14 protein-coding genes are annotated in these 15954 nt (G+C 73.4%); 4 read left to right on the top strand and 10 right to left on the bottom strand.

Annotated features, from left to right (window positions below; genetic code table 11):
* Positions 1 to 17 precede the first annotated feature (17 nt).
* From mtnB to BJP65_RS10735, 8 genes are read right to left on the bottom strand one after another with little or no spacing between them, the layout of a single operon-like run.
* The gene (mtnB, locus tag BJP65_RS10700; RefSeq protein WP_070409132.1) at positions 18 to 650 is read right to left on the bottom strand and encodes a methylthioribulose 1-phosphate dehydratase; all 633 of its coding nucleotides are present in this window, start codon (positions 648 to 650) and stop codon (positions 18 to 20) included.
* On the bottom strand, positions 647 to 1351 hold the full coding sequence (gene mtnC / locus BJP65_RS10705) for an acireductone synthase (protein WP_055832842.1): 705 nt from the start codon (positions 1349 to 1351) through the stop codon (positions 647 to 649). The genes mtnB and mtnC overlap by 4 nt, the downstream gene beginning before the upstream one ends.
* On the bottom strand, positions 1348 to 2316 hold the full coding sequence (locus tag BJP65_RS10710; RefSeq protein ID WP_070409133.1) for an NAD(P)-dependent oxidoreductase: 969 nt from the start codon (positions 2314 to 2316) through the stop codon (positions 1348 to 1350). Before BJP65_RS10710 ends, mtnC begins: the two co-directional genes overlap by 4 nt.
* Positions 2313 to 3968 (bottom strand): FGGY-family carbohydrate kinase, encoded by a 1656-nt coding sequence (locus BJP65_RS10715; protein ID WP_070409134.1) that lies wholly within the window; start codon positions 3966 to 3968, stop codon positions 2313 to 2315. The genes BJP65_RS10710 and BJP65_RS10715 overlap by 4 nt, the downstream gene beginning before the upstream one ends.
* The gene (locus BJP65_RS10720; protein WP_070409135.1) at positions 3965 to 5074 is read right to left on the bottom strand and encodes an ABC transporter permease; all 1110 of its coding nucleotides are present in this window, start codon (positions 5072 to 5074) and stop codon (positions 3965 to 3967) included. Before BJP65_RS10720 ends, BJP65_RS10715 begins: the two co-directional genes overlap by 4 nt.
* Positions 5071 to 6072, bottom strand: a complete 1002-nt coding sequence (locus tag BJP65_RS10725; protein ID WP_070409136.1) for an ABC transporter permease — start codon at positions 6070 to 6072, stop codon at positions 5071 to 5073. The genes BJP65_RS10720 and BJP65_RS10725 overlap by 4 nt, the downstream gene beginning before the upstream one ends.
* Positions 6069 to 7613, bottom strand: a complete 1545-nt coding sequence (locus tag BJP65_RS10730) for a sugar ABC transporter ATP-binding protein (protein WP_219811344.1) — start codon at positions 7611 to 7613, stop codon at positions 6069 to 6071. Before BJP65_RS10730 ends, BJP65_RS10725 begins: the two co-directional genes overlap by 4 nt.
* Positions 7610 to 8623 (bottom strand): sugar ABC transporter substrate-binding protein, encoded by a 1014-nt coding sequence (locus BJP65_RS10735; protein WP_198424671.1) that lies wholly within the window; start codon positions 8621 to 8623, stop codon positions 7610 to 7612. Before BJP65_RS10735 ends, BJP65_RS10730 begins: the two co-directional genes overlap by 4 nt.
* 204 nt (positions 8624 to 8827) lie before the next feature.
* On the opposite strand from BJP65_RS10735, the gene BJP65_RS10740 reads away from it, so the two are divergent.
* The 3 genes from BJP65_RS10740 (at position 8828) to rocD (ending at position 12180) form a co-directional block, all read left to right on the top strand.
* Positions 8828 to 9802, top strand: coding sequence for a carbohydrate kinase family protein (locus BJP65_RS10740; protein ID WP_070409137.1), 975 nt, complete (start codon positions 8828 to 8830; stop codon positions 9800 to 9802).
* Positions 9803 to 10072: 270 nt separating this feature from the next.
* Entirely contained in the window at positions 10073 to 10969 is an 897-nt protein-coding gene (gene ddaH / locus BJP65_RS10745) for a dimethylargininase (RefSeq protein WP_181015918.1), read from the top strand.
* Positions 10966 to 12180 carry an ornithine--oxo-acid transaminase gene (rocD, locus tag BJP65_RS10750; RefSeq protein WP_070409138.1) on the top strand — a complete coding sequence of 405 codons (1215 nt, stop codon included), beginning with the start codon at positions 10966 to 10968 and terminating at the stop codon, positions 12178 to 12180. Before ddaH ends, rocD begins: the two co-directional genes overlap by 4 nt.
* An 80-nt stretch (positions 12181 to 12260) precedes the next feature.
* On the opposite strand, the gene BJP65_RS10755 is transcribed toward rocD, so the two are convergent.
* Positions 12261 to 13829: a molybdopterin-dependent oxidoreductase gene (locus BJP65_RS10755; RefSeq protein ID WP_070409139.1), complete on the bottom strand. Its 1569-nt coding sequence runs from the start codon at positions 13827 to 13829 to the stop codon at positions 12261 to 12263.
* A 151-nt stretch (positions 13830 to 13980) separates the two neighbouring features.
* Positions 13981 to 14922 carry an SDR family oxidoreductase gene (locus BJP65_RS10760; RefSeq protein WP_070409140.1) on the bottom strand — a complete coding sequence of 314 codons (942 nt, stop codon included), beginning with the start codon at positions 14920 to 14922 and terminating at the stop codon, positions 13981 to 13983.
* A gap of 160 nt (positions 14923 to 15082) precedes the next feature.
* On the opposite strand from BJP65_RS10760, the gene BJP65_RS10765 reads away from it, so the two are divergent.
* The gene (locus tag BJP65_RS10765; protein WP_070409141.1) at positions 15083 to 15922 is read left to right on the top strand and encodes a helix-turn-helix transcriptional regulator; all 840 of its coding nucleotides are present in this window, start codon (positions 15083 to 15085) and stop codon (positions 15920 to 15922) included.
* Positions 15923 to 15954: the final 32 nt, after the last annotated feature.

The following is a 15954-nucleotide window of genomic DNA, read 5'->3' on the forward strand; positions in this document are numbered from 1 at the left end:
AAGAGGGATGCCGAAGCTCAGCGCGTCGCGACGGCGAAGCGCAAGAGCCACTCGGTGATCTCGAGGTGGCGACGGGCCGCAGCCACATCGGCACCCCAGGCGTACATGCCGTGGTTCGCGACGATCAGGGCGGGGACCTCGGGCACCGAGGCCGTGGCGGGTCGGTAGACCTCGTCGAACCAGCCGGCCTCGACGGTCATGTCCTGATGGTTGCGGATGACGGGGATGGTGACCGTCTCGTCGTCGGCGAGGTGGCCGATGCCCTTGAGCATCTCCATGTCGCGGATCTCGACGCCGCTCGGCCACCGGTGCCCGGCGACGACGGCGTCGAACGCGTGCACGTGGAACACGGCGTTCGCGCCCGTGCGGGCGGCGATGTGCGCGTGCAGGCCCGACTCGGCCGACGGGGGACGGGGGTCGTCGGCGTCGATGGCGTGACCGGCGGCGTCGATGAGCACGACGTCGGCGTCGGTGAGCAGCGACTTGTCGAGGCCCGAGGCGGTGACGGCGAGCACGAGCGGGTCGCGGTCGACGACGACCGAGAGGTTGCCCGAGGTCCCGCGCATCCAGCCGTAGCCCGAGAAGCGCGAGGCCTCGGCGGCGAGGGCGGCCCCGGCGGCCTGCACGCGGTCGGCGGCGGGAAGGCTCATCGGGTGACCTCGATCTCGTCGAAGGACGCCACGGCGGGGGCGGCGAAGTCGGCGCCGGCCCACGGCTCGCCCGCGCGGTCGAGGGCGACGACCTGCCAGCCCGCGGCGAGGGCGGCGGTCACCTCGTCGGGGTGGTCGGTGAGGAACAGGGCGCGCTCGGGCGAGACGTCGAGCGCTGCGGCGATGGCATCGAACGACGCGCGCTCCTTCTTCGGGCCGGCCTTCACGGTGTCGAAGAAGTCCTCGACGAGGGGGGTGAGGTCGCCCTGCGGGGCGTGGCGGAACCACGGCACCTGCGAGGCGATCGAGCCCGAGGAGTACACGGCGAGACGGATGCCATCCTCGTGCCACGCGTGCAGGCGTGGCGGCACGTCGTCGAAGAACTGCGAGTGGATCTCGCCCGCGGCGAAGCCCTCGGCCCAGATGATGCCCTGGAGGGTCTTCAGGGGCGTCGACTTGACGTCTTTCGCCATGAGTCCGCGCAGCGCCTCGGCGATCTCGGCGTCGGAGGCATCGGCATCCAGGCCCGTCTCGACGATCGCGTCGGCGCGGGCGGCGCGGACGGTGTCGTCGTCGCGGCCGAGCACCTCGTCGAGGCGCGGGCGGGCGTAGTCGTAGAGGTCGCCGAGGATGAAGCCGGCGGCCGAGGTCGTGCCCTCGATGTCGAGCACGACGACGTCGGCGGTGGGGGTGACGGTCATGAGGTCTCTTTCCGGGAGAAGAACGATGCCACGGCCGCGGCCGCCAGGCGGGAGTGCTCGACGACGACGTCGTCGGAGGCCCCGGCGATGTGCGGGGTGAGGGTGACGTTCGGCAGGCTCAGCAGCTCGTCGTCGGATGCGAGGGGCTCGTCGTGGAACACGTCGAACCCGGCGCCGGCGATGCGTCGGTCGCGGAGCACCGCGAGCAGAGCGTCACGATCGACGAGGGCGGCGCGCCCGGCGTTGATCAGGTAGGCGTCGGAGCGCAGGAGCGCCAACTCGCGCGCCCCCAGCAGCCCCGTCGTCTCGGGGGTCAGCGGAACGTGCAGGGTGACGATGTCGCTCTCGGCGAGCAGGTCGTCGAGCTCGACGTGCTGCACGTCGTCTCCGAGGGCGCCGGGGGCGAGGAACGGGTCGTACACGGCGATGCGCAGGCCGAAGCCCTGGGCGCGCCGGACGACGCGGCGGCCGACCGCTCCGCCGCCGACGACGCCGAGCCGACGGCCAGACAGCCCGATCCCGCGGAAGCGCGCGTAGGGCTCGAACACGTCGTCGGCGCTCCAGTGGCCCTCGCGCAGCCACGCCGAGGCGGCGGGCACGTGGCGCACCGTCGCGAGCAGCAGCGCGAGGGTGAAGTCTGCGGTGACGTCGGCGTTGCGGCCCGGGGTCGTGCGCACCTCGACCCCGTGCGCGGCGCACGCGGCCAGATCGACGTTGGCGGGGTTCGCGCGGCACGCGACGACGAGCGCGAGGCGGGGGGCGGCCGCGAGGGCCGCGTCGTCGATGCGGTCGAGCTCGGCGATCACCACGTCGGCGTCGGCCAGGGCGGCGGCGAAGGCGGGGTCGGCGGCGGCGCGGGCGCCGAGCGACTGGCCGGTTTCGGCCTCGGATGCCACGAGCACGTCGCCCGCGATCTCGGCGGCGGTGCGCGGGTCGAAGGGGGCCGTGATGACGATGCGGGTCACGCGGGTGTCCTCTCGGGGGTGGGGGATTCGAGGCGGGACGCGTCGAGGTGGGCGGCGGGGGCCGCGGCGTCGATGCGCTCGGTCTCGGCGGGGTCGGTGGCGGGGCGCGTGCCCTCGCGTGCGGGATCGGACGCGGCCGTCTCCGCCGGGGGCGACAGCCGACCCAGCACGCGCAGCGCGGGCCACTCCGGCCGCAGCGCCGCGCGCACGCGCGCGAACACGTCGCGCGCAGCCCCCAGGGCGAGCGAGAGGTGGGGGGTGAACTCGACCGTGTCGGCGGGGAACACCCGCACCGCGGCCGCCAGGTCGTCGGCGAGCCCGGCCGCCACCAGGGCGACGGTCGCGGCTCCGCGCGCGCCGATCTCGGGGTCGGCGGTGCGCACGATGGTGCGTCCCGACGCGTCGGCGAGCAACTGGCAGAGCAGGTCGCTGCGCGCGCCGCCGCCGCACACGGGCACCCGGTCACCGGCATCCAGCAGGTCGAGGCTCTCGGCCACGGTGAACGCGAGTCCCTCGAAGACGCTGCGCAGCAGCTGCGCCGGGGTGGTCGTGACGCTCATGCCCACCCACGACGCCGAGGCCGCGGCGTCGACGAAGGGGGCGCGCTCGCCGCTCGGAGATCCGTAGGGCAGGTAGACGACGCCACCGCTGCCATCGGTCGCGGTGCGCGCGAGGCGTTCCAGCTCGCTCCATCCGCGATCCGACAGCCCGAGCGAGTCCCGCACCCAGTCGAGGTTGGGGGTGCCGACCATCGACGACAGGGCCTCGATCACCTGGGTGCCGCGGCCGGTGGGAAGAAGGATGCCGATCCCGCTGTCGGCGGCGGCCCGATCGGCCCGGTTGACGGCCACGGTGGCGGTGGTGCCGAGCACGACCCAGCCGTCTTGATCGTCGAGGGCGCCCAGGCCCACCGGGCACGCGGCGGAGTCGACGAGCCCCACGGCCACCGGGACCCCGGCGGTGAGGCCGAGCTCGGCGGCGGCCGCGTCGGTGAGCGGTCCGGCGACCTCGTGCGGGGCGCGCACCGGGGCGAGGAGGTGCGCGAACCGGCGGTGACCGAGCGCGTCGATCATCTCGTCGGAGTACGCCAGAGTCGCCGGGTCGAGGTAGGTGCGCGAGGCCTCGGAGGGATCGGTGGCGACCTCGCCGGTGAGGCGGTGGCGCACCGCGTCCTTGCAGTTGAGGTGGTGGGCCGCGCGGGCGAGCGTCTCGGGCTCGGTCTCGGCGAAGCCGTCGAGCAGCACGGGCAGGGTGCCGGGGAAGCTGGCCGAGCCGGTTGCGGCGACGACGGCGGCGTCGCGCCCGTCGCGCTGCCAGGCCGCGACGCGGTCGGCGCCTCGGCCGTCGAGCCACAGGGCCGCGGGGCGCACCGGGCGTCCCTCGTCGTCGACCAGCCAGGCGCCGTCGCCCTGGCCCGTGACGCCGATCGCGACGACATCGGGCTGGGCGCTCCGCGCGAGCGAAAGGGCCTGGCGGACGGCGCCGACGACGGCGTCCCAGACCGCGTCGATGTCGCTCTCGGCTCCGCCGTCGGGGGTGCGCACGACGCTCACGGCCCGGTGGCCGGCGGCGAGCGTCTCGCCCTCGAGCGAGTACAGCACGGCCTTGACCGCGGTGGTGCCGGCGTCGATGCCGAGGACGGCGGGGGTCACGCCGTGCCGCCCGAGGTGGTGTCGGTGGTCGACGGCGGCATCGTGGTGCGCTCGCCGGCCGGGGCCGAGCCCACGGTGCCGGAGGGGGTCGCCGGGGCGGGCCGGCGCTCCGCCGCGGCCCGCGCGCGCTGCGCGACGGTGTACGCCAGCACGAGGGCGACGAGCAGCACCACGCCCTGCACGGCGGCCTTGACGTTGAAGTCGAGGCCGAGCAGGTCGAGGCCGTTCGCGAGCACGCCGAGGAACAGCACTCCCACGACGGTGCCGGAGACGTTGGGCCGCGACCGCGGGTGCATCGAGGCGCCGATGAACACCGCGGCGATGGCGTCGAGCAGGTAGCTGAACCCGGCGAGCGGGGTGTACAGGCGCAGCGACGCGCTCAGCAGGATGCCGCCCGCCGCGCACAGCACGCCCGCGCCGACGTACACGAGTACGCGGATGCGGCGGGTGCGCAGCCCCGCGACGACCGCCGCGCGGTCTTGCAGGCCCATCGCCTGGATGCGCACGCCCGCGGGGGTGCGGTGCAGCAGGACGCCGACGCCCACCGCCGCGACGGCGGCGATGATGACCGGGATGCCGATGCCCAGCACGTCGCCCGAGCCGAGGAAGGTGAAGCCCTCGGGGGCGGCGCGGAAGCTGACGCTGGCCCCGCCGTTGGTGCCGATCTGCTGGGCGCTGCGGCCGATGAAGAAGGTGCCGAGGGTGGCGAGGAAGGGGGTGACCCCGAGCCCCACGATGAGGAAGGCGTTGAGCGCGCCGATGAGCGCGCCGCCGAGGAGTCCGAGCAGCACGGCCACGGGCCACGGCATCCCGAACGACATCATCGACACGATCGCGAACCACGCGCCGAAGTCCACGGCGACCGCGGCCGAGAGGTCGATTCCGCCCGACGACACCACGACGGTGAGGGCCAGGGCGACCAGCAGCAGGATCGCGACGCCGTCGAGCACGTTGAGCAGGTTGCTCGGGCGCAGGAACGCGTCGCTCGCGAACGAGAAGAACACGATGAGCACCGCGAACGCGGCGACGAAGCCGTAGCGGGTGACGGTCGCGGCGGCCGAGCCGGCGACGCCCGACCACCGGGCGCGGGGGGCGGTCGTGCTCATGCGCGGGACTCCTCGTTCTTGCGCGCCGCGGCCGCGGCCACGACGAGCAGGATCAGCACGCCCTTGAACCCGTCGACCCACGCGTTGGCGACCCGCGAGAGGATCAGGCCGTTCGACAGCAGCGCCACGAACAGGGCACCCAGCACCGAGCCGAACACGGTGACCGTGCCGCGGCGGGTGAAGGCGGCGCCGAGGAAGGTCGCCAGCACCATGTCGACCATGAGGCGCTCGTCGATCCCCGGACTGCTGCCCGAGCCGCGCGCGACGAGCAGCAGCGAGCTGAGCCCCGCCACGACGCCCGCGATGACGAACGTCGACATGATGTAGCGCTGAGCGGGGATGCCGGCGAAGGTCGCGGCATCCCGGTTGCCGCCGACCGCCTGCAGGCGCAGGCCGTAGGGCGTGCGGGCCAGCACGAACACGAGCACCGCGGCCACGATCAGCATGAGCACGGCGGCGAGGGGGATGCCGACGATCCGGGTATCGCGCACCGCGACGACGAGAGGGTCGGTGACGTCGATGCGGCGGTTGCCGCTGACCACGCGCGTGATGCCCACGACCGCGACGTACACGGCCAGCGTCGCCAGGATCGACGACAGTCCCACCCAGCCGACGAGGATCGCGTTCAGCACGCCGAACAGGGTCGTGACCAGGATGCCGAGGGCGAAGGCGACCGCGAACGGTGTGCCGTACGAGGTCAGCTGATCGCTGACGATCGCGGTCGCCAGCGCCGCGGTGGCGGGGATCGACAGGTCGATGCCGCCCACCACGACGTCGTCGCCGCCGCCGATGACGACGATCGCGAGCCCCATGGCGACCAGCGCGACCGGGGCCGCCTGGGTGAGGCTCGCGGTGACGTTGGCGAGGCCGAGGAAGCCCTTCGCCGTCACGGCGAGGTACACCGTCATCGCGAGGACGACGAGCAGGGGACCGCGCCGGGCCAGCAGGCTCCGGACGCGGGGAGCGAGCGCGGGGCGCTCGACGGCGAGGGCGCTCACGCGGCATCCCCTTCCGATCGTTCGCCACCGCTGCCGGTGACGAGGGCGCTGAGGTGTTCGAGGGTGAGACCGTCGGTCGACACCTCGTGGGCGACGCGTCCGCGCTCGAGCACCACGATGCGGTCGGCGAGTCCGAGCACTTCGGCGGGGTCGGTCGAGACGACCACCACCGCGGTCCCGGATGCCGCGAGCTCGGCCAACAGGCGGTAGATCTCCTGCTTGGCGCCGATGTCGACGCCGACGGTGGGCTCGTCGAGCACGATGACGCGCGCGCCGGCGGCGAGGCTGCGGCCCAGCACGACCTTCTGCTGGTTGCCGCCGCTGAGCAGCCGCGTCTGGGCGGTCGTGTCGCGGGGGCGGATGTCGAGGCGCTCCGACAGCTCGTCGGCGCGCGCGCGGGCGGCGGGGGCGTCGAGGAGCCCCGCGCGGGCATCGGTCGAGAGCGTGGAGAGCGTGAGGTTCTGCTGCACCGAGAAGTCGAGCACGACACCGTCGTGACGGCGGTCGCGGGGCACGAGCACGACGCCGGCCTCGAGGGCGGCGGCCGGGCTCGACGGGCGGAACCGGCGCTCGCCGAGGCGCAGCTCGCCGGTGTGGCGGTGCAGGCCCACGAGGGCCTCGCCGAGCTCCGAGGCGCCGGAGCCGAGAAGCCCGGTGACCCCGACGATCTCGCCCGGACGCGCGTCGAGGTCGACGCCGTGCACCACGGTGCCGACACCGAGGCCGCGGGCGCTCAGCACGGCCGGCGCGGTCACCGGCGGACGGCGGGCGGGGTAGAGGTCGTCGATCTCGCGCCCGATCATCAGGCGGATCATCTCGCGACCGCTGTCGGGGCCGACCGCATCGAGGCGGCCCACGTCGAGGCCGCCGCGCAGCACGGTCACGCGGTCGCAGATGCGCGTGACCTCGCCGAGGTAGTGCGAGATGTAGAGGCTCGAGATGCCGCGTTCGCGCAGGCGCCCGATGATGCCGAGCAGCTGCTCGGCCTCGGCGCTCGCGAGCGGGGCGGTCGGCTCGTCGAAGACGATGACGCGCGCGTTGTCGTCGACGAGCGCGCGGGCCACCTGCACGAGCTTGCGTTCGGCGGGCCCGAGGTCGCGCACGAGCCGGGTGGGGGAGAGGTCGATGCCGAGCACGTCGTGCAGCACCTCGGTCACCCGCGCCCGCATCGCGCGGCCGCGGAGCACCCCGCCCGCGCTCCGCTCGTTGCCGAGCCACACGTTCTCGGCCACCGTCATGTCGGGGACGAGCTGCAGCTCCTGGTGCACGAACCGGATGCCGGCGGCGTGCGCGTCGGAGGGGGTGAGCCGCTCGGTCTCGGTGCCGTCGATGACGACGGTGCCACCGTCGCGCTCGTACAGCCCCGCGAGGATCTTGATGAGCGTGGACTTGCCCGCGCCGTTCTCGCCGACGAGGCCGTGCACCTCGCCCGGGCGCACGTCGATCGAGGCGCCCCGGAGAGCCGGGACGCCCGCGAACGCCTTCGTGACGCCGGTCATGCGGAGCACCGGCGTCACGAGGGGGGAGGAGCTTTCGATCACTGGGTGTAGCCCAGCTCCTTCGAGACCTTCTTCGCCTCGTCGGGACCGGCGACGGGGATCGTGTCGACGTAGCTGACCTTGTCGACCGTCTCGCCCAGGAAGTACTTGCCGACGTTGTCGGCCGAGATCGTGGCGATCTTTCGCGGAAGCTGTGCGATGTTGCCGACGAACGGGCTGTTCGGCTCGCTCATGATCTCGAGGGTGTCGGGGCCGGCGTCGAAGGCCGTGACCTTCACGTCGGTACGGCCGGAGTCCTCGATGGCCTGCACCACGCCGATGGCGGGCTGGTCCCAGCACGCCACGTGGATGCCCTGGATCGTTCCGACCGGGTACTTCTCGAGAAGCGCGAGCGTCTGCTGACGCGCGTCGTCGGGCGCGTTGGCGAACTGCTCGGCGAGCTCGGGCTCGATGAGCTTGACGCCGGGGTAGTCCGTCGAGAGCTCGTTCTTCCACGCGTCGTAGCGCTCGCCGCAGAACGACAGGCTCTGGCCGAACGCGTTGAACACGGCGACGTTGCCCTGGCCGCCGAGTGCGTCGCCGGTGATCTTGCCGAGGGCCTCGCCGCCGACCTGGTTGTCGGACTGCGCGTTGTTGACGGCGTACTCCGAGGCGTGGTCCACCCCGAAGACGGGGATGCCGGCGTCGTGCAGCTGCTGCAGCTTCGGGTCGACCGAGGCGTCGCCGAGGATCGTGATGACCGCGTCGACGTTCTGCGCGAGGAAGATGTCGTGGTTCTGCGCGTGCAGGGTGTTGTCGCGGTTGCCGTCGGTGGTCAGCGGCGTGCCGCCGAGCTTGGTGACCTCGTCGACCGCGCCCTGGAAGGCCTCACGGTCCCAGAAGTGCTGCGTTCCGACGACCGCGATGCCGATGGTCTTGCCCGCGAGCGGCTGGCTGGCGTCGACGCCCTCGCCGTTGGGGGCCGCGCCGTCGGACGAGACGGTCGAACAGCCGCTGAGGGCGATGCCCGCCGCGACGACGAGCGCCGGAAGGGCGAGGAGGGACTTTCTCACGGTGGGGCTCCTGTGGGCCGGAGGGCGCTCGCGTCGGGGTGCGCGTCGCCGCTGATGCTGTGTGGGGGTGCCGCCGGGGAGCGGACTCTCGAAGCGTAGGGAGGGGGCGAGACAACGTTCGACTCGGGCGTCACACGGTGAAATGAAGTCGTCACCGGTGACCGCGTCAGTAGGCTTCGGCCGTTCCCGACACCGAGGAGACCCATGTCGCAGTCCACCCGTGCGCTCGGCGGCCGTCGCGTCCTGACCGTGGGCCTCCACGTCGCCGACGTGCTCGGTCGCTACGTCGACGCCATCCCTGCCGGTCAGGGACTCGCCCTGCTCGACGAGATCCGCCTCACCGTGGCGGGCACCGCCGCCGCGACCGCCGTCGACCTCGCGCGCCTGGGCGTGCCCGTGGCCACGGTGGGGGCGGTCGGCGACGACGCGCTGGGCGTGTTCCTGCGTTCGACGATGGCCGCCGAGGGCGTCGACGTCGACGCCCTGGCGGTGCGGTCCGCGCACCCCACCTCGGCGACGATGCTGCCGATCCGCCGCGACGGCAGCCGACCGGCGCTGCACGTCATCGGGTCGAACGCCGCGATCCGCGCCGACGACCTGGCGGCAGTCGACCTCGACGAGGTCGCCGTGCTGCACCTGGGCGGCACGTGCCTGCTGCCCGGCATCGATGGGGCGCCGAGCGTCGAGCTGCTCCGCCGTGCGCGTGCGGCCGGTGTCGTGACGACGATGGACTTCATCCCCACCGGCGCTCCCGCCGATCGGGACGCCGTGCTGCCGTGTCTGCCGTTCGTCGACTACCTCTTCCCCAGCGAAGAGGACGCGCTGTCGTTCGCGGGAGCGACGACGCTCGACGAGGCGATCTCGTTCTACCTGGATGCCGGTGTCACCACCGTCGTGATCACGCGCGGCGCCGCGGGGGTCAGCATCAGCACGCGCGAGCGGCGCGATATGCGTCTCGCGGCATACGCGGTCGACGTGGTCGACACGACGGGCTGCGGCGATGCGTTCAGCGCGGGGTTCATCTGGGGGCTGGTCGACGGCGCCGACGTCGTCGAGGCCGCCGAGCGAGGGCTGGCGTGCGGCAGCCTGGTGGCGACGGGCCTCGGGTCCGACGCGGGCCTGCACTCCGTGACCGACGTCGCGCGGCTGCGGGCCGAGGGTGTACGCGGCGCGGTGTAGGCGGCATCCGAGGTGTTCGCGGGGGCGCGTCCTCCGCGATGCGCGCAACCTCCGTCGTCCGGCGTCGGATGCCGCGGAGGTTCTGCACATCGCGGAGCGTGTGGCCACGCCCCCGCGCAGCGCCGCTCGCGCCCTTACGCGCCCGCGTGCGAGAATGGCCGCGGCGTGCTCGGATCGACCTTTCCCCGCACGGCGCCCCGGCGTCGTCGAGTTGAAGGGCCACCAGGCCCCAGGACAGCGTCCGCCGCACCTTTTCTCCGAGGAGCAGAGATGTCCGCTACCCCCACCGCCGCCACCGACTCGACCGCCGCCTCCGCGGCCGGAACCGAGCGCGTGCAGCAGCGCCGTCGCTATCTGATGTGCCGGCCCGAGCACTTCACGGTGAGCTACAGCATCAACCCGTGGATGGAGCCCTCGCGGCCCACAGACACCAACCTGGCCCTGACGCAGTGGCAGGCGCTGTACGACACCTACGTGTCGCTCGGGCACGAGATCGAGCTGATCGACCCCGTCGAGGGACTGCCCGACATGGTCTACACCGCCAACGGCGGCTTCGTCATCGACGGCGTCGCCTACGGCCCCAAGTTCCGCTTCCGCGAGCGCGCCGCCGAGGCCCCCGCCTTCATCGACTGGTTCGCCGCGAACGGCTTCGAGGTCGCCGAGCCCGTCGAGGTCAACGAGGGCGAGGGCGACTTCCTGCTCGTGGGCGACACCATCCTCGCCGGGACGGGCTTCCGCTCGACCGGTGACAGCCACCGCGAGGTGGGCGAGGTGTTCTCGCGCGAGGTCGTGTCGCTGACGCTCACCGACCCGCGGTTCTACCACCTCGACACCGCGATCGCGGTGCTGGACCCCGTGGAAGGACCGGGGGGCGCCGAGAAGGCCAACATCGCCTACCTGCCGAACGCCTTCGACGAGAAGAGCCAGGCGATCCTGCGCGAGCGCTACCCCGACGCGATCCGGGTCTCGGATGCCGACGGCTCGGTGTTCGGCCTCAACTCGGCCAGCGACGGCAAGAACGTCATCATCTCGCCCCGCGCCGTGGGCTTCGAGGCCCAGCTGCGCGAGCGCGGCTACACGCCCGTGAAGGTCGACCTCTCCGAGCTGCTGCTCGGTGGTGGCGGCATCAAGTGCTGCACGCTGGAGCTGCGAGGCGGATCCCGATGAGCACCGCCGTCGACGACCTCGGCGCGCACCTGATCGCCGAAGAGGGCGCGCACCTCGCGCACAACTACCACCCGCTCCCCGTCGTCGTCTCGCGCGCCGAGGGCGTGTGGGTCACCGACGTCGAGGGCAAGCGCTACCTCGACCTGCTCTCGGCCTACTCGGCTCTGAACTTCGGCCACGGTCACCCCGCGATCCTCGCGGCGGCGCGCGAGCAGCTCGAACGTCTCACCCTGACCAGTCGCGCGTACCACAACGACCGTCTGGGTCCCTTCGCCACGGCGCTCGCGCAGCTCTGCGGCAAAGACCTCGTGCTGCCGATGAACACCGGGGCCGAGGCCGTCGAGACCGGCATCAAGGTCGCGCGCGCCTGGGGCTACCGCACCAAGGGCATCGCACCGGATGCCGCGACGATCATCGTCGCGAACGGCAATTTCCACGGCCGCACGACCACGATCGTCGGCTTCAGCGACGACCCCACGGCGCACGACGACTTCGGTCCCTATGCGCCGGGCTTCGTGCACGTGCCGTACGGCGACGCGGAGGCCATCGCGGCGGCGATCGACGAGAACACCGCGGCGGTCCTCCTCGAGCCCATCCAGGGCGAGGCCGGCGTCGTCATCCCGCCCGAGGGGTTCCTGCGACGGGTGCGCGAGATCTGCACCGCGAACGATGTGCTCTTCATCGCCGATGAGATCCAGTCGGGTCTCGGCCGGGTGGGGACGACCTTCGCGTGCGACCGCGAGGGCGTCGTACCCGACGTCTACCTGCTCGGCAAGGCGCTCGGCGGCGGCATCCTGCCCCTGTCGGCGGTCGTCGCGAACGGGGACGTGCTCGGTGTCATCCGCGCCGGCGAGCACGGATCGACGTTCGGCGGCAACCCGCTGGCCGCGGCCGTGGGACTGCGTGTCGTCGAGATCCTGGCATCCGGTGAGTTCCAGACGCGCGCGGCGGCGCTCGGCGAGCACCTCGCCGGTCGCCTCGACACGCTCGTCGGCCACGGCGTGACGGACGTCCGCATCGCGGGCCTTTGGGCCGGTGTCGACATCGACCCCGCCGCGGGCACCGGGCGCGAGATCGCCGAGAAGCTGCTCGCCCGTGGTGTGCTCGTGAAGGACACGCACGGGCAGACGATCCGCATCGCTCCGCCGCTGACGATCCGCGCGACCGAGCTCGACTGGGCGGTCGAACAGCTCCGGCACGTTCTCTCGTAACACGCGCGAGTCGCCGGGATTCGTCGCCCGGGCCCACCCGGGAGCGGCGCATCCTGGCGACTCACGCGGTCGAGAGGGGGTCAGGTGACCGAGACCGTGAGCTCGTCCCAGCCGGTCGCGCCGTCGGGGGCCGGGGCGGCGACGTTTGGGGTCTGCGTCTGCCCGTCGGCCGAGATGGCGCGGCACCGCACGGTGTGATCGCCGCCGGTGGCGTTCCACGGCAGGCTCCACTGCACCCAGGTGTCGGACGAGATGGCCGTCGCCAGTGTCGCCGGCTGCCAGGCGCCGTCATCGATCTGCACCTCGACGCCCGCGACGCCGACGTGCGTCTGCCAGGCGACACCGGCGATGACGGCGTCGCCCACCGGGACGCGCGCCCCGGCCCGCGGCACGTCGATGCGCGACGCGAGCTTCACCGGGCCGCGCGCCGACCAGCCGCGCGAGGTCCAATACCCCTCGTCGTCGGCGTATCGCGTGACCTCGAGCTCGGTGACCCACTTGGTCGCCGACACGTAGCCGTACAGGCCGGGCACCACCATGCGCACCGGGAAACCGTGCTCGATGGGCAACGGTTCGCCGTTCATGCCGATGGCCAGCAGAGCGTCGCGCTCGTCGGTTAGCGCTTCGATCGGAGAGGATGCCGTGAACCCGTCGATGGAGCGCGAGAGCACCATGTCGGCCTCGGCGGTGGGCCGAGCCCGCGCGAGGATGTCGCGAAGCGGGACACCCAGCCACCGCGCCGTGCCGATGAGCGAGCCGCCCACTCCGTTCGATACGCAGACGAGGGTGGCGACGGTCTCTTTCTGGGGGAGCGCGACCAGGTCGTCCCACCGCAGCACGACCTCTTGCTCGACGAGACCGTGGACGCGCAGCGACCAGGTCGCGGGATCGACCTGGGGGACGACGAGGGCGGTGTCGATGCGGTAGAAGTCGGCCGAGGGGGTGAGGACGGGAGCGAGCCCGTCGATACCGAGTTCCGCGGCGGCGGGCACTGCGGTGGTGGTCACGGGTGTCGGAAGGCGCAGCGCGCTGCGTACGGCGGTCACGGCCCGTGCGCCGCCGCTCAGGGCGACGGAGCCGAGGGCGGCGAGGGCGCCGGCCAGGACGGCGACGCCCGAGAGGGCGAGGACGCCCCGGCGGGTGGGGCCGTCCGCAGGCGCGGCGGCGGGGGCCTCCCCGGTCGCCGGAGCGGCGGCGACCGGGGGCCGGCGCAGGCGGGCGACGAGCAGGGCGGCGACCACCGCGGCCGCCGCCCCGGCGACGAGCGACGGCACCGGCGAGAGCGTCCCCGCGTCGGCGCGCGTCATCGCCACGATCGCGCCCACGACGCCGAGCGCCCCGAACACGACCCGGCCCCAGGGCGCCTTGCGGTGCTCCACGACCCCCGCGGCGCCGGCGACCACGAGCAGCAGCACCGCGATGCCGACGAGCAGCGCCAGCTTGTCGCCCGTGCCGAACAGGCTGATGGCCAGGTCTTTCGCCCACGAGGGTGCGATGTCGATCATTCCGCCGCCGATCACCGCGAACGGGCTCGCCGCGGGGGCGATGACGGCGGCAGCGAGCTCGCCGAGCCCGGCACCGAGGACGGCGGCCGAGATCCCGGCGACGGCGGCCGGGACATCCTGGGCTCGAGAGCGCGTGGGGGTCACGAACGGAGCTTAAGGAGCGTGGACGACCGCGGCGCCGTCGTCGCCCGAACTCACAGCCAACCGGCATCCGTCCCGATGGGGTCGGCGCCGAGATCTCGCCCCCGAGCGTCACCCCGGCCAGCGGGAACGACGCCGAGGTGGCGACGAGACTTCACCCCTCGAGCGTCACCCCGGCCAGCGGGAGCGACGCGTCCCAGACGCGCGCGGCCTCGGCGGCGTCGCGCAGCGGACGGTAGAGGGCGTGGGCCGCGGGCGCCCCGCCCAGGTGGCCCGGTCCGCGGGGGCCGTACAGCGCGTCGAGCGGCGGCTCCGGGGTCGTGGCGGCGAGCAGAGCCGGTTGCGCCGCCGACCGGACGGTGCCGAGGAGCACCCCGCGGGCGGAGAGCCACCGGATGACACGGACCGGGGGAGTGTCGGTGGCGCGCCCGAGCTCGGGGCGCGCGGCGAGCAGATTGGTGGGGGCGACCCCGGGGTGCGCGAGCACGCTGCGCACTCCCCAGCCCTCGCGGCGGCTCCGGCGATCGAGCTCGAGGGCGAACAGTCCCGCGGCGATCTTGGACTGCGCGTAGGCACGCTGCCCGTCGTAGCGCTGTGCGCTGTTCAGGTCGTCCCAGTGGATCCGGCCGCGCGCCGCGGCGATGCTCACCTGGGTCACGACCCGAGCGCGGCCCGCGCGCAGCAGGGGAAGCAGCCGGCCGATGAGGGCGACGTGCCCCAGGTGGTTCGTGCCCCACTGCAGCTCGAAGCCGTCGGCGGTGCTCTGCCGCGCGGGCGGTGTCATCACCCCGGCGTTGTTGATCAGCAGGTGAACGGGCCGCCCCTCGGCGTTCAGCTCGTCGCCGAGAGCGGCCACGCTCGTCAGCGACGAGAGGTCGAGGTCGCGCAGCTCGAGGCGGGCCCCGGGTACACGGTCGCGGATCGTCTCGACGGCACGCTCGCCCTTCGCGCGGTTGCGCACGGGCAGCACCACCTCGGCACCCGCGGCGGTGAGGCGTTCGGCGATGACGATGCCCATCCCGTCGCTGCCGCCGGTGAGGATCGCGCGTCGCCCGGTCAGCGAGGGCAGCGGGATGTCGATGTCGGTGCGGGGCATGGTGTCTCCTCGTTCGAAGGGGTCTCCAGCGTCTCGCCGCCGCCGCGACGTATCCAGGGCCCGTCGATCCCCTGATCGCGCGGCCACCCGTCGCCGCCCCGGTGAGAGGGGGACCGGCGGTGCCTGGCTCCGGCGCCGCGGGCGCGGTAGACAGGTCGACATGATGGACCGCTCGGCGCTCGCCGATTTCCTCCGCACGCGTCGCGAGGCCCTCCAACCCGAAGACGTCGGTCTGCCGCGGGGTCAACGGCGGCGTACCCCTGGGCTCCGCCGCGAGGAGGCGGCGGCGCTCAGTCACATGTCCACCGACTACTACGCGCGCCTCGAGCGCGAACGCGGCCCGCAGCCGTCGCCGCAAATGCTCGCCTCGATCGCCCAGGGACTGCACCTCACTCGCCTCGAGCGCGACCACCTCTTCCATCTCGCCGGGCATGCGCCCGGCGACCGCAGTGGCGTCGGCGAGCACGTCAGCCCCGGCATGCTCCGCATCCTGGATCGCCTCGACGACACCCCCGCCGATATCGTCACCGAGCTGGGCGAGACCCTGCGCCAATCCCCGCTGGGGGCCGCCGTGATGGGCGACGCCGCGCTGCGCCGGGGGCGCGAGCGCAGCATCGGCTACCGCTGGTTCACCGACCCCTCGACCCGAGAGCTGTACGCGCCCGAGGACCACGCCTTTCTCGGGCGCGTCTTCGCGGCGGGGCTGCGCGAGGTGATCGGCCGTCGCGGTCCGCAGTCGCGCGCCGCCGAGCTCTGCGACGACCTGCTCGCGCGCAGCGCGGAATTCCGCACGCTGTGGGCGGCGCACGAGGTGGGGGTGCGTCCGGCGCAGACCAAACATTTCGTCCACCCCCGCGTCGGCGCCCTCGACCTGCACTGCCAGACGCTGCTCGACCCCGAGACGGGGCACTCGCTGCTGGTCTACACGGCCGTCCCCGGCAGCGAGAGCGCCGACAAGCTCCGTCTGCTCGCGGTGCTCGGACCCGCGGTCCCCGCCTGACGCGCGCCGTCGCGAGCGCGGGTAGCGTGCAG

Source organism: Microbacterium sp. BH-3-3-3 (assembly GCF_001792815.1).
Classification (GTDB): Bacteria; Actinomycetota; Actinomycetes; order Actinomycetales; family Microbacteriaceae; genus Microbacterium.

Bases quoted from the DNA above. Each gene is read 5' to 3' on its own strand.
- mtnB (WP_070409132.1), bottom strand. From the start codon at position 650: ATGAGCCTTCCCGCCGCCGACCGCGTGCAGGCCGCCGGGGCCGCCCTC.
- mtnC (WP_055832842.1), bottom strand. From the start codon at position 1,351: ATGACCGTCACCCCCACCGCCGACGTCGTCGTGCTCGACATCGAGGGC.
- BJP65_RS10720 (WP_070409135.1), bottom strand. From the start codon at position 5,074: ATGAGCACGACCGCCCCCCGCGCCCGGTGGTCGGGCGTCGCCGGCTCG.
- BJP65_RS10740 (WP_070409137.1), top strand. From the start codon at position 8,828: ATGTCGCAGTCCACCCGTGCGCTCGGCGGCCGTCGCGTCCTGACCGTG.
- ddaH (WP_181015918.1), top strand. From the start codon at position 10,073: ATGTCCGCTACCCCCACCGCCGCCACCGACTCGACCGCCGCCTCCGCG.
- rocD (WP_070409138.1), top strand. From the start codon at position 10,966: ATGAGCACCGCCGTCGACGACCTCGGCGCGCACCTGATCGCCGAAGAG.
- BJP65_RS10760 (WP_070409140.1), bottom strand. From the start codon at position 14,922: ATGCCCCGCACCGACATCGACATCCCGCTGCCCTCGCTGACCGGGCGA.
- BJP65_RS10765 (WP_070409141.1), top strand. From the start codon at position 15,083: ATGATGGACCGCTCGGCGCTCGCCGATTTCCTCCGCACGCGTCGCGAG.